Genomic DNA, 12,784 nt, shown 5'->3' on the forward strand with positions numbered 1-12,784 from the left:
CTGCCTATACTATTTCATATGCAAGCATAACTTGATTGGAGTGGGCGGGCTTACCCTAAGGCGAGCCCCTTTCCTATTTTTCGATAGGCTCAAAGCGTTCAACAAAAAGGGCGAGCGTTCTGGTCATGACGCCTGTTGCCCCGGCAGGCCCAAGGTCATGGGATTTTGATGTTGTCGCTGTCCCGGCAATATCCAAATGAACCCAGGGTGTATTTTCAGCAAATTCGCCGATAAATGCCCCGGCGACAACGGCATGACCTTCGCTGCCTGGGGAGTTGTTAAGGTCAGCCACTTTACTGTTCCTGACCCGTTCCTTTTCACTTTCAAACAGTGGCAGCTGCCACATCTGCTCTCCTGCTTCCATGGCAGCTTCCAATACCTGCTCATATAATGTCTCGTGATTTGTCATAGCGCCTGTGGTGTTTAAACCAAGGGCAGTAATAACGCCTCCAGTCAGGGTAGCAACATCGACCAAGTATTCGGCTCCATGATGCTTTGCATAGGTTACTGCGTCAGCAAGGACAAGCCTGCCTTCCGCATCTGTATTTAAAACCTCAATTGTTTTCCCGCTCATAGAAGTAATTACATCGTCCGGCTTAAAGGCATTTCCGCTAATCATATTGTCCGTTGATGGGATAACAGCCACTACATTCTGCTCTGGTCTAAGCCCGCCAATAATTTCCATGGCACCGAGGACAGCGGCAGCACCGCCCATGTCAGATTTCATTCCAACGATACCTGCTTTCGTTTTAATGGAGTAGCCTCCGGTATCAAAGGTGATCCCTTTTCCGACAAGGCCGATGACATCCTTCCATTCTTCTTTACCTTGATATTTTAAAACAATCATTTTCGGTGGCTCTACAGACCCTTTATTGACAGCGAGGAAAGCCCCCATACCCAATTTTTCAATCTCAGCTTTATCGAGGATTTCTGCCTCAAAATCGTACTTTTTAGCGAGTTCAGCCGCATAGTCAGCCATATTAGTAGCAGTCAGCATATTACCTGGAGTGTTAACGAGCGTACGGGCTGAATTGGTTCCCTTGCCAAAGGCATATCCTACCGTTAGCGAGGCGTGGATTTCCTCCACATCGGCGGTATTACAATAAATCGTTAGATGGTCAAGCTTCTTCTCAGGTTCATTTGATTTTTGCTTATAGCCATCGAACTGATAAGTGGCTAGAGTATATGCCTCACTTAGCGCATGAGCAGCATCCTGCCCATCCACCTTTTCGCTTATGAAAGAATCCAAATATACGGACGCTTCCGTCTGCTTGCCTTCCTTTAACTCTTTGAATAGCCGTCCAAAAGCCTTCCTCAATTTATCAAAGGATAGTTCCTTTTCTTTGCCCAGTCCGACAATCCAAAGCCGCTTAGAACCGATTTTGCCAAAACTATGTAATTTGTTAATTTTATTTAGCTTTGCCGAGATATCCCCTGCTTTGACGAGTTCTGTCAACTGCCCATCAAAAGCCTCATCCAATTTGGCCAGCAGTCCGGAAAACTTTTCCGGTTTATCCAACAGACCAATAACTAAGCTTTCATGCTTTGCTGATAAATCGAATTCTTTTTTTACATCAAACATTTTGATCGACCTCCACTTTTTGATTCGAATCCATTATACCGAATTGGGCAATTTATTTCGATAATCTAAACATCCTCCAAATACAAAAACAACTGTGGCAGCTTTGGCAATTCCCCCACCTGTTCAAACGGGACACTGTCTATGTCTTGAGGAAATAGAGCTAAGCATTGTTCAATAAATGGATAGACCTTTTCTAAGTCCAGCCCCCAAAACTTGGGACGGTATGCCTGCAGGTAGCGGTGGGCTGTCGCCATCATGGACCTGGCTCCCTTCACATTTCCGTACTCATAGTGATATATGGCCACACTCATTTGCAATAATCCTTTTAAAAAAAGATTATCCCGATCAATCAGCCACATTTCCTCGAGCAGGTCATGGCAAGTGTAATAATCCCCTTCATTAAAGCTGACAAAAAACTCATAATACTCGATTGGATAATCCATGAAACCACCTGCCATTAAGCCTTTTTATTCAATTTTATTAGATAGGCATTCAGAATTCCATTAAAAAACAAAAACAGGCACAGGGCCTGTTATTTTTTTTCTGAACTTATATATTGCTGCCTGAAGACCTGCAGGGATTTATCTTCATTTAATGCTTGCAACTGTTCCTCAGACAGTTTTCCATTTCCTTTTTGAACGATATATACATCGACCGTTTTCTTGCCCCAATGGCTGTAAACATCCTCAACTGTTTCATAATAAAGGTCCAAACGATTTCCCTTAATGGCACCGCCTTTGTCAGCGACCACTCCATACCCATACCCTGGAATAAAGAGGACGGTTCCAATTGGAAAAACAGTTAGGTCTGCTGCAATGGTTGAAAACAAATCACGCTTAACTTTAACACCGGAATAGGTGATTCCATATTCGGGGTGGCCCTGATTTTTCCCGGTGGATTCCGCCCCAGCCGTATAGCCGGTTGCTGTAACGGTATGTTTAGGGTATTGGGACCAATCAATGGAATTCTCCAGTGTTTGGGTAGGCGCAGTGACTGCCTCACTTACTGAAATGGCTTTAACTAAATGAAAAAACATGGTCTGCACAGGTAAACCTGAAATAGATTGGAACGTCGCGAATAATGCCAAAAAGAACAAAATAATCATAGCAAATCGTTTCGTCCAATTTTTCATTTTATTCATTCTTGTTTTCACTCCTCCCAAAATATTCATTCCCAAGTAGGAATGAATTATTCAAAAAAGGAATGAAAAAAATTACCAATAATGTTTTATATTAAAAAAGACCTTCATAAAAGTGAAGGTCTAAAACATTTGGTATCCATTTTTGCGTAAGAATTTAATGGTAAGACCTGCGGCAATTGCTCCTGCCAGACCACTAGATAAAATAAGAACATCCGCAGTCGCTAAGGAGCCAAGTCTGTGCCCTAAGTCTAAAAAGGCAGCTTTGCTATTCGTAAAATATTCAATAAACGAGACTTTATCTATGATAAAAATGGCGACAAACGGATAAATGACAGCCATAATCCATGACATTCTTAAAAGCATATTCAGAATAAAGCCAATTCCAAAAAACAACACAAAAAACAGTACAATTGAAATAATCAAGACAACAATGCTCATCTGCATTGAAACTCCCCCTTTGCATCAACATATAGTGTACTCAATGTCCATGTGGGAGTCAATATTAACAGCATTTTAACGCAAAAAAATAGCCCTTCGAGTCTTCGAAGAACTGGGTTTTCCTTTTTTCCTAGGAACGGTTATTTTTCAACTTTCTTGCCAGTGCCGCCGCAGCTTGCGCAGGTTTCGGTTCCGCCGAGAACCAATTGAAAATAGCCGTTTCCTGAACAATAATCACAGTTTTTTGTGTCAACACTTTGAACTGTCATTAAAATCACCTCTTCTTATTAACTTAATTTTCTGATAATATACCAAGTATTTAAATAAAAAGAAAGAGCGAAATTCAGGCAATTTGGACGGAAGAAAACGGATACACCTACCGTTTTCTTTCATTTACTAAGCGTGACGTAAATTTTCTAAATATTAAAAAAATAATTTATAAGCGGTATAGCCAAACTGGTCACCAGGATTTACGCCGTCGATAACAGGCTTCTCAAGCAAATCCTTTCGCCCAATCAGATACCCTAAAAGAATCGATGCTTCCTTTTCCTTTAGCAGTTCTTCCGGCGCCATAAATCTAGCTTCATACAATTCATATTCCTGATGGGTAATATCCATTTTCCCGGCTGGTTCAAGTAAAAACAGCAGCATGTTATCACTAATTTCACTTTTAATTACACCCGTACGCAGCCCAATCAGTCCTTTAACCGTACAAGCAATTCCCGTTTCTTCCTTCACCTCTCGAAGCACGGCTTCATCTGCCGTCTCACCTTCTTCGACAAAGCCTGCAGGGAGGGACCACTTTCCTTTTAACCCGCCATACCTCTTTTTAACTACCAGCCATTCACCCGCATCAGATTGAACCAACCCGGAAACAGCCAGCCAGACCTTCCCGCGTTTTTCCCGACTACTCATAATTTTCCCCCTATCTAGCTTTTAAAACTATTCTAATAAATGGAAACTCGCCGATTGGCTAGTCCGACAGGACTAAGACAGAGGCGTAGTTGAATTTATGCGTTAAGAAAGTATAAAGCTTTCGACAGAAAGTTTATACTTTCTTATTAGCCAAAAAAAGAACAGGCTGTGCCCTGTCCTTTTTTTGTTACGGATATTTATTAAAAGATATTAAATTTACCTTTTTTCAATACGAGGCCAGCCCCGCCAATCATGTAAAGAGAACGGTTATCGACTACTTTCTTCATGAAAGAAGCACTTGCCCCTGTTATTTTCTTACCAAAAACAACTCCAATTGCGTCATCCTCACCAAGAGAGCAGACAGTACCTTTATTATCAAACTTGAATTCTTCAAGATCCTGCTTATTACGCACAAGTGCAGCAATATTACGGGCACACACTTCACCCTGCTGCATCGCAATCTGTGCAGTCGGCGGGTACGGGCGGTTGATTTCTTCATTAATAACCAGCGAGCTGTCGCCAAGAATGAAGACATCATTGAAACCAGGAACTCTTAAATCAGGCTGAACTTTGACACGCCCTCTCATTGCTTCAAAACCGGACTTTTCAATAACGGAGTTACCACGGACACCGGCCGCCCAAACAACAGTACCTGCTTTGATTTCACGAGGCTCATCTTCACCTTTTGCAACAAAAATCCCTTCAGGCGTGCACTCCTTAATTGCCGTTCCGATTAAGAATTCTACACCCTTACGCTCTAATTGCGATACTGCATACTTGACTAATTCAGGGTCAAATCCAGGCAGTACAGTTGGGGCAGCTTCCACACAGATAATTTTCACTTTATGCTGATCCACATCGTATTCATGACATAATTCCGGAACACGATTGGTCAATTCTCCAAGAAACTCGATTCCTGTGAAACCAGCGCCGCCGACAACAATTGTCAAGCGTGTATCATCCTTTTCCTCTTCCATATTGTAAGTGGCAAATTGATATTCCATATGCTCACGAAGCAAACGGGAGGAATTTACATTCGTAATACCGAAAGCATATTCCTTCAAGCCTTTGATGCCGAAGGTTTCAGGCTCCCCACCAAGTGCAATCACAAGATAATCATATTCAACTTCGCCGCTCTCTAAAATAACCCTCTTTTCATCCTTCTTAATCTCAACAACGGTACTTTGAATAAAGTCAACCTTGCTGCGATCAATGACATCACGAATATCATAACGAACCTTGTCGTGGTGCAATGTACCGGCCGAAGCCTCATGCAGCCAAGTGGTTTCATAGTGGTAATCATTTTTGTTCACTAAGACAATATCCGCTTCGTTAACACCAAGGTGCTTTTGCAAGCGTACAGTCGTCATCAGCCCGCCGTAGCCCGCTCCGAGAATAACAATTTTAGGCTTTCTCAACGCAATCACTTCCACCCTTATAAAATATTTTAATAAATCCTCTTCTTTTTCTTATCTTCCACAGCTTTGTCGATTATTATTTTGGTTTACTGGAAAATGTATGTGATATAATTCACGAACGAGGATAAAAATAAAGAACCTAGCAAACATAAAGTTTTGGAATCCAAACAAATGCCATTTTGTGAAAAACAGAGCAAGACATTTCATAAAAAATTGTACCAGTTTTGTCACAAAATCTTAACAATATATCCACAATACATCATATGCTACTTCTATCCGAAATTCAAGCAATTTATCGAATATATTTATCGCAAAAATAGTATAAATTTTCACAAGTTATTATTCATTGTCATAATTTTCTCAACAAAGATATGAGGATTTACATATTTTATGTTATGATAAGGAGTGGAATCGTAACTACTAGTTGGGGGGATACGGAGTGCAAGAACAAAAGGTATATGATATCACCATCATTGGAGGAGGCCCCGTTGGTCTTTTTACTGCCTTTTATGGGGGAATGAGACAAGCATCCGTTAAAATTATTGAAAGCTTGCCTCAGTTGGGCGGTCAATTATCTGCGCTTTATCCGGAAAAATATATTTATGATGTTGCCGGATTCCCAAAAGTCCGTGCACAGGAATTAATAAATAACTTAAAGAAGCAAATGGCCAAATTTGAGCCTACTGTTGCTCTGGAGCAATCTGTTGAAAAGCTTGAAAAGCAGGATGATGGAACCTTTAAATTAACAACAAACAAAGATGTCCACTATTCTAAAACCGTAATTATCACTGCAGGAAATGGTGCATTCCAGCCTCGTCGTTTGGAGCTTGAAAGCGCTGCCCAGTATGATAGTAAAAACCTATATTACTTTATCGATGATTTGAATCAATTTGCCGGACAAAAGGTTGTTGTATTTGGCGGCGGCGATTCTGCGGTTGACTGGGCATTAATGCTCGAGCCAATTGCTGAAAAAGTGACAATTGTTCATCGCCGTGACAAGTTCCGCGCCCATGAACACAGCGTAGAAAACTTAATGAATTCCAAAGTAGATGTGAAAACCCCATACGTCCCTGCAGAATTAATAGGTGATGAAACTGGGATTAAACAGGTCGTTCTTGAAACCGTAAACGGAGAGACAAAAGAAACTGTTGACGTTGACGCCGTTATTTGCAACTATGGCTTCGTTTCCTCCCTCGGACCTATTAAAGAGTGGGGCCTTGAAATTGAAAAGAATTCCATTAAGGTAAATTCTAAAATGGAAACCAATATCCCTGGAATTTACGCTGCTGGAGATATATGCACCTATGATGGAAAAGTAAAATTAATTGCCTGCGGCTTCGGTGAAGCACCTACTGCTGTTAATAATGCAAAGGCATTTATGGATCCTAAAGCGAAAATCCAACCACTCCACAGTTCTTCCATGTTCGATAAATAATTTATTAACTAATACGAAAGGCGTCCAGATTTGGACGCCTTTTTTTATGTTATCCATTATGAAATTTGTACATCCACAGTACCCCTGATTTTAGCAGACGGGCAACGCGGCCGGTTAGAGGGCGATCAGCGAGCATGGCAAAGCCGTGCTTTTTCCCCAATGAACCAAGTACTCCCTTTAATTTAATAGGCGGGAACGAATCAGGCAGTTCTTCGCCGTTCCAGCGCTTTTTTAAAACTTCGACAATCTGTTCGGCCTGTCCTTCTGCTAGCTGTGCACTTGGAGCATGCGGCAGACTTGCACAATCACCGAGAACAAAAACATGCTCATCATTAGGTAAGAAGTGCTGCGGGGTTAACACCATTCTTCCTGAGCTATCCTTTTCCCCTTCCATTTCACGGATCACTTTATTCGCCTGGATCCCGGCTGTCCATACAATTACATCACAAGTAATGGACTTGTCATGGTTATAAAGGGTATTTTCCTCTACTTTGGTGATATTGGAATTATTAATGATTTCAACGTTATGCTTTACAAACCAGTTCTCTACATATTTGCTCAACCTGTCAGGAAAGGCGGAGAGAATATGCTTCCCGCGGTCAAATAATTTAATTTGCAAATCATCGCGGCTTTCGCTTAATTCGCTGGCAAGCTCCACCCCGGATAGGCCTGCCCCGACAATCCCAACGACTGAACCAGGGGGTAAATTATTCAGAACAGAATAGGTTTCCCGTGATTTACCGATACTTTGAATGCTATAGGTATATTGATCAGCACCCGGCACACCGTGGTATTTATCCTCACAGCCCAAGCCGATAACGAGGTCATCATAGCTTATTGGCTGAGCGTCTTTTAACAGGACATTTTTTTCTTCTCTGTCAATCCCGATGACTTCCCCAAAAACTACCTCAAGTCTAGCATGCTCCGGGAAGGAAACGCGTATTTCTTTATCTGAAATCGTCCCAGCAGCTAAAGCATAGTATTCTGTTTTTAAACAATGGTAAGGAACACGATCCACGAGTGTGATGGTCACGTCCTCCGGCAGGTTATTAGGAAGAAGTTCGGAGAGAATCTTCATGCCCCCATAACCGCCTCCAAGAATGACTAATTTTTTCATGCTTATTTCCCCTTTGTCATAACTGTACTATAGATTTTCTATTTTTTTATTTTGTTCAGAAAGACATTATTTCAATTGAAATTACGAGTGGGATTTTATTGAAATAGATATTCCGTCCATTTAACACACAAATATGAGTATATCGAAAATATGGCTAAATAACAACACATTTAAGATACATCTTGACAGGCTTGCCAAGAACATGATAATTGACGAAGCAGTCTAAAAGCGGTAGGATAAGTAGTTGTGGAGAGGTGAAGGTAATGATTAAGCCGATCATTGAGTTTTGCGTCAGCAATCTTGCAAGCGGTGCTCAGAAAGCCCTTGAAATATTAGAAAAAGATCCAAATTTGGATATCATTGAATATGGATGCCTCGGCTATTGTGGTAAATGCGCATCCACTCTCTATGCGCTTGTGAATGGAGAAGTTGTTACGGGTAAAACCCCTGAAGATTTGGTGGATAATATTTATCAGTATCTCGAAGAAAATCCTATGTTCTAAATATAAAGGGGGCTTACCGCTCCCTTTTTTATATTGACAGCATATCCTGTTACTAGAAATCGTATTAGTTGAGTAGTTTTCAGCTAGTGTATATACTAATTTTATAAGCCTCAAATATTTAAGGAGGGGTCATTTTATGAGCAAAGATATTGTTATTTTAACAGAAGCAGCATCACTGCAAATTAAAGATATGATGAAACATAATGAAGAGGAAGGCGCCTTTTTGCGCGTCAGTGTAAAAGGCGGCGGCTGCAGCGGCTTATCTTACGGCATGGGTTTCGAGCACGAAGTTAAGGAAGATGACCATCAATTTGAACAATTTGGCATAAAGGTTCTTGTCGATAAAGAGAGTTCACCAATCTTAAATGGAACGAAAATCGATTACAAGCAATCGATGATGGGCGGCGGGTTTACGATTGATAACCCTAACGCGATAGCATCTTGCGGCTGCGGTTCATCATTCCGTACCGCAACAGCCTCTGGAACACCTGAGGAGTGTTAAGACTTTGTTTAAAGATCAGAGGCTGTCTTTCGAGACAGCCTCTTTCCTTCTTATATCGCCTTGTACCCGTACTTTTCCAATTCGGAAAAAATCGTTTTTAGACGAGGATTTCCTTCGCCAACCACTTTATCCTTAATAACCACAACCGGATAAAACATATCCTCTTCAATTACCCTCTGGGCAAATTGCAATTTATCGCTATCTTCAGGCGGCTGAAAAATATCTACATAGGTCATTTTAACAGGCTGCTCCGGGAATTTTCTCGCAATCGCTGCTTCCAGCCATTCAAAGGTTTCCTTCGAGGATGGAAGATTCACACAGCTTGGACAGAGTACTGCCGCGCCATATAGGACAATTTCCACTTCCGTAAATTCCATAAAACCATTCCTTACGTTTTTCTTTTATTTTACAATATGGCCCCTTCAAAACCTAAGAAAATGACTTCTTTTGGCTAATAGTAAAGGATAAAATTTTTTCCAAAATTTATCCTTTATTAACGCATAAGTGCAAATACGTCTCTGTCTTCGCCCTTAGGGGCTTGCCAATCGGCGAGTTTTCTTTATACATTTCGCCAGTTTCTGAGAATGGATTTTTCCTCGCTGCGACAGTATAATATAATTAGGAAAGGAGTCGATGAAAGTGTCAGAACAGGAAATGTTTGAACAAGTACAAGAAGTATTAGATAAATTACGCCCATTTCTTCTTCGCGATGGCGGAGACTGCGAACTAGTTGATGTGGAGGAAGGCATTGTTAAGCTTCGCTTACTTGGCGCTTGCGGATCTTGCCCAAGTTCTACCATCACACTAAAAGCAGGTATCGAACGGGCTTTACTAGAAGAAGTACCTGGTATTGTTGAAGTTGAACAAGTGTTTTAAAAAATAATATTAATAATAATAATAATAAAGCGATTGCCTAAAGACGCAATCGCTTTTTTGTATTCAGTTTAAAGTTCATTAAGAATATAACCAATCCAGCTGCGGCAGGCTTAGGTGTTTCACCGGCGCCCCTGAGATATGGAAAAAGCCTGCCAGAAAGCGTTCATATTCGGAGGACTGCCGCAAAATTTTTCCTAAAGTATCCTCCGACAGCTTTTTTTCCTGTTCCGAGCGGGTAATATAATAATTTTCTACACATTCAAAATAATGGAGCGGAAAAATTAAGCGGGCATATAAAAGCCGCCATGAAAAAGAGGACAATGGGGATATCCTCTGATATTCATCGTAAAACTGTTTTAACTCCATATCATATGTCTGGATATTATGAAAATATTGTTCCCTTGTCCACTCAGCCAAGTCACGGCTCCGGTGGTCGAACACCCATTCAAATGGATTTCTGATCATATATTGGCCGCCCCACGTTTTTTTCGTGAAACGTTCATGGCAAACCGTCCCGCTGTCTGTTTCTAAAGGGGAATCATCAATCTCCGTATCCACTAAATATTGGATAGCATTCTCTGTTAATCCCATATAATACGGAAAGGACTCAATAAACAATTTTTCAAATTCATCCTCGGGTGTTTGAAAAAGCAGTCCACTCCACACTTTTTCCATCTGTTCCAGCCGTTTTTCCCAAATCCCCTTCCATTGTCCGACTCTGCTTGACCGCTGAATCTGAAAAGGCACCCTTCTTCCCCTCTCATGAAATTTTGCCAGTTTCCGCCCCATTCTCGATATTCGTTGCTGCTGGTCTATCTGCCGGTTTACTAATACGCAAAATTTGTTTTGTTCCCAGTTTGTAATATAGCTGCCATCCTTAGTCTGCATGAATGCAGGGACATTTTTGTCACCTGTCTGGCGCATATGCTCCGCCAGGCTTGCCAGTTCCTGCATATCCTCCTCCTCTCTGCCCCCAGGACTTACAATCAAATATAGCCAGCCGTTTCCTCTTAGCGCATCAAAAGCATCTATTTTAACCTGTTCATCAGCCTTGATTCCATATTGATCCTCCAGCATTTTTCGCAGCATCTCTCCACCCCTTCTTCTTTTCACCTCTAAGTCATATATATGAGTAAAGCCAGGAAAACTTGTTGTCTTCCTTTTTGTAAATGAAAACTCGCCGATTGGCAGTCCGTTAGGACGGTTATGAGGCGTAGTTGAATTTATGCGTTAAGAAAATACAAAATTTGAAAAAAGTTTTGTATTTTCTTATTAGCTAAAACCCAGCAGTAAAGTTATTTTATTTGATTCTTGAAAGGATAATTGCATATCATAAGTTAATAGAGCAATTATAGAAAAATTCACAGAAAAGGTGATATAAGGGATGGCAGAACAAAAAAAGCCCAATGTTGTTCAGGAAACGGCTCGCAGGTTATTGAAAGAAAGAGGGGTAGAAATTCAAGATATTGCAAATTTGGTTTTTTATCTTCAGGAAAAATATCATAAAAACCTGCAAATGGAAGACTGTATTGCGAATGTGGAAAAAGTGCTTACTAAAAGGGAAGTCCAAAATGCCATTATTACCGGAATCCAGCTTGATGTTTTAGCTGAAAAAGGTATGCTTGAGGAGCCGCTTCAATCGATTATCGCAACAGACGAAAGTCTTTACGGGGTGGATGAGATTCTGGCTTTTTCCATCGTGAATGTATACGGTTCGATCGGTTTTACTAATTATGGTTATATCGATAAACAAAAGCCCGGCATTTTAGCTCATTTAAATGATAAATCAACAGGTCAATGCCATACCTTTTTAGATGATATAGTTGGCGCCATTGCCGCTGCCGCCTCAAGCAGACTGGCACACGCTGCGGCCAATTGTGAATAAAATCAACAATAAAGAAAACTCGCCGATTGGCGAGTCCCTAAGGGCGAAGACAGAGGCGTAGTTGCACTTATGCGTTAAGAAAGTATAAAGCTTTCGACAGAAAGTTTATACTTTCTTATTAGCTGGTAAAAGGATGGCTATTTCAGCCATCCTTTTATGGTTCCCAGTGGTCCAGTGTATCGATTGTATATGTAGGATGAATAGTATATCCTTTTAATAGTTCCTTCGTGGTGACGCCCGTATGAACGAGCAAAGTGTCTATCCCTGCATTTATTCCCGCTAGAATATCGGTATAATAATTATCGCCCACCATCAGCGTATCTTCTTTGACCACACCTAAAACCTTTAACGCCTGCTCCATAATAATTGCTTCCGGCTTTCCGATAAAAATCGGCTTTGTTTGTGTTGATACTGCTATAACCGATGTTATCGAGCCATTGCCCGGTACTAGCCCTCTTTCAGTTGGCAGGGCGATATCGCCATTTGTCGAAATGAATGTGGCTCCGTTTCGGACAGCCAGACAGGCAATTGTCAGCTTTTCATAATTAATCGAACGGTCAAGGCCCACTACGACAACATCGGCATCTTCCCCGGCAAACCGAAAGCCCTTTTCCTCAAGTACTGTGCGAATTCCTTCTTCACCAATAACATAGACAGAGGCATCTTTTTTCAGTTCTTCGATATAATTGGCGGTTGCCTGACTTGTCGTAAAAACCCTATCTTCCGTTGTTGGAATATCAAAGCTGTTTAATTTCTCTGCCACCTGTGCCGGGGTCCGGGTAGAATTATTTGTCACAAATAAATAGGGTATTTCCTTTTTCTTAAGGTTCTTAATAAAATCTGAAGCCGCTTCTATCCTCTCCGTGCCTTTGTACATCGTTCCATCTAAATCAATTAAATATCCTTTATATTTCTTCAATCATCCCACTCCTTAATTGATCTTGTCCTCCTCTTTATTAAAAAGAAAAAGAC

At 41.1% G+C, this 12,784-nt stretch carries 16 protein-coding genes; 5 read left to right on the forward strand and 11 right to left on the reverse strand.

The genetic code is table 11. The annotated features are described in order from the left end of the window. Positions 1-73 precede the first annotated feature (73 nt). The 7 genes from QNN06_RS26245 to QNN06_RS26275 form a co-directional block, all read right to left on the reverse strand. Positions 74-1,582, reverse strand: coding sequence for a leucyl aminopeptidase (locus QNN06_RS26245; RefSeq protein ID WP_284036248.1), 1,509 nt, complete (start codon positions 1,580-1,582; stop codon positions 74-76). Between the two features lie 65 nt (positions 1,583-1,647). After that, positions 1,648-2,025: a DUF309 domain-containing protein gene (locus tag QNN06_RS26250; RefSeq protein WP_284036249.1), complete on the reverse strand. Its 378-nt coding sequence runs from the start codon at positions 2,023-2,025 to the stop codon at positions 1,648-1,650. 89 nt (positions 2,026-2,114) lie between these two features. After that, on the reverse strand, positions 2,115-2,723 hold the full coding sequence (locus tag QNN06_RS26255; protein ID WP_284036250.1) for a 3D domain-containing protein: 609 nt from the start codon (positions 2,721-2,723) through the stop codon (positions 2,115-2,117). Between the two features lie 120 nt (positions 2,724-2,843). After that, positions 2,844-3,167 (reverse strand): YuiB family protein, encoded by a 324-nt coding sequence (locus QNN06_RS26260; protein ID WP_213117864.1) that lies wholly within the window; start codon positions 3,165-3,167, stop codon positions 2,844-2,846. Between the two features lie 134 nt (positions 3,168-3,301). Beyond that, positions 3,302-3,430 carry a YuiA family protein gene (locus tag QNN06_RS26265; RefSeq protein ID WP_213117863.1) on the reverse strand — a complete coding sequence of 43 codons (129 nt, stop codon included), beginning with the start codon at positions 3,428-3,430 and terminating at the stop codon, positions 3,302-3,304. 154 nt (positions 3,431-3,584) lie between these two features. Further along, a complete protein-coding gene (locus tag QNN06_RS26270; RefSeq protein ID WP_284036251.1) occupies positions 3,585-4,076 on the reverse strand; it encodes an NUDIX hydrolase in 492 nt (163 codons plus the stop codon). A 200-nt stretch (positions 4,077-4,276) separates the two neighbouring features. After that, positions 4,277-5,494 (reverse strand): NAD(P)/FAD-dependent oxidoreductase, encoded by a 1,218-nt coding sequence (locus QNN06_RS26275; protein ID WP_213117861.1) that lies wholly within the window; start codon positions 5,492-5,494, stop codon positions 4,277-4,279. Between the two features lie 439 nt (positions 5,495-5,933). Between QNN06_RS26275 and QNN06_RS26280 the strand changes: the two genes are divergently transcribed. Beyond that, positions 5,934-6,929 (forward strand): NAD(P)/FAD-dependent oxidoreductase, encoded by a 996-nt coding sequence (locus tag QNN06_RS26280; RefSeq protein WP_284036252.1) that lies wholly within the window; start codon positions 5,934-5,936, stop codon positions 6,927-6,929. A gap of 49 nt (positions 6,930-6,978) precedes the next feature. Here the strand turns inward: QNN06_RS26280 and QNN06_RS26285 are convergent, their stop codons facing one another. Beyond that, entirely contained in the window at positions 6,979-8,046 is a 1,068-nt protein-coding gene (locus tag QNN06_RS26285) for an NAD(P)/FAD-dependent oxidoreductase (RefSeq protein ID WP_217032072.1), read from the reverse strand. Between the two features lie 263 nt (positions 8,047-8,309). Between QNN06_RS26285 and QNN06_RS26290 the strand changes: the two genes are divergently transcribed. Then, the gene (locus tag QNN06_RS26290) at positions 8,310-8,549 is read left to right on the forward strand and encodes a YuzB family protein (RefSeq protein WP_213117858.1); all 240 of its coding nucleotides are present in this window, start codon (positions 8,310-8,312) and stop codon (positions 8,547-8,549) included. A gap of 136 nt (positions 8,550-8,685) precedes the next feature. Further along, entirely contained in the window at positions 8,686-9,051 is a 366-nt protein-coding gene (locus QNN06_RS26295) for a HesB/IscA family protein (RefSeq protein WP_217032073.1), read from the forward strand. 50 nt (positions 9,052-9,101) lie between these two features. Here QNN06_RS26295 and QNN06_RS26300 read toward each other — a convergent pair whose 3' ends face one another. Then, the gene (locus tag QNN06_RS26300) at positions 9,102-9,428 is read right to left on the reverse strand and encodes a YuzD family protein (protein WP_213117856.1); all 327 of its coding nucleotides are present in this window, start codon (positions 9,426-9,428) and stop codon (positions 9,102-9,104) included. A gap of 256 nt (positions 9,429-9,684) precedes the next feature. Here QNN06_RS26300 and QNN06_RS26305 point away from each other — a divergent pair, with 256 nt between their 5' ends. Beyond that, positions 9,685-9,927: a NifU family protein gene (locus tag QNN06_RS26305; RefSeq protein ID WP_249366610.1), complete on the forward strand. Its 243-nt coding sequence runs from the start codon at positions 9,685-9,687 to the stop codon at positions 9,925-9,927. A gap of 78 nt (positions 9,928-10,005) precedes the next feature. Here QNN06_RS26305 and yutH read toward each other — a convergent pair whose 3' ends face one another. Beyond that, on the reverse strand, positions 10,006-11,016 hold the full coding sequence (gene yutH / locus QNN06_RS26310; protein ID WP_217032074.1) for a spore coat putative kinase YutH: 1,011 nt from the start codon (positions 11,014-11,016) through the stop codon (positions 10,006-10,008). 295 nt (positions 11,017-11,311) lie between these two features. Here yutH and QNN06_RS26315 point away from each other — a divergent pair, with 295 nt between their 5' ends. Further along, positions 11,312-11,812, forward strand: a complete 501-nt coding sequence (locus QNN06_RS26315; RefSeq protein ID WP_213117853.1) for a phosphatidylglycerophosphatase A family protein — start codon at positions 11,312-11,314, stop codon at positions 11,810-11,812. Positions 11,813-11,966: 154 nt separating this feature from the next. Here the strand turns inward: QNN06_RS26315 and QNN06_RS26320 are convergent, their stop codons facing one another. Beyond that, positions 11,967-12,731: a TIGR01457 family HAD-type hydrolase gene (locus QNN06_RS26320; protein ID WP_284036253.1), complete on the reverse strand. Its 765-nt coding sequence runs from the start codon at positions 12,729-12,731 to the stop codon at positions 11,967-11,969. Positions 12,732-12,784 lie beyond the last annotated feature (53 nt).

Origin of the sequence: Neobacillus sp. 114, from assembly GCF_030127045.1 — a bacterium.
Taxonomy (GTDB): Bacteria; Bacillota; Bacilli; order Bacillales; family Cytobacillaceae; genus Neobacillus; species Neobacillus rhizophilus.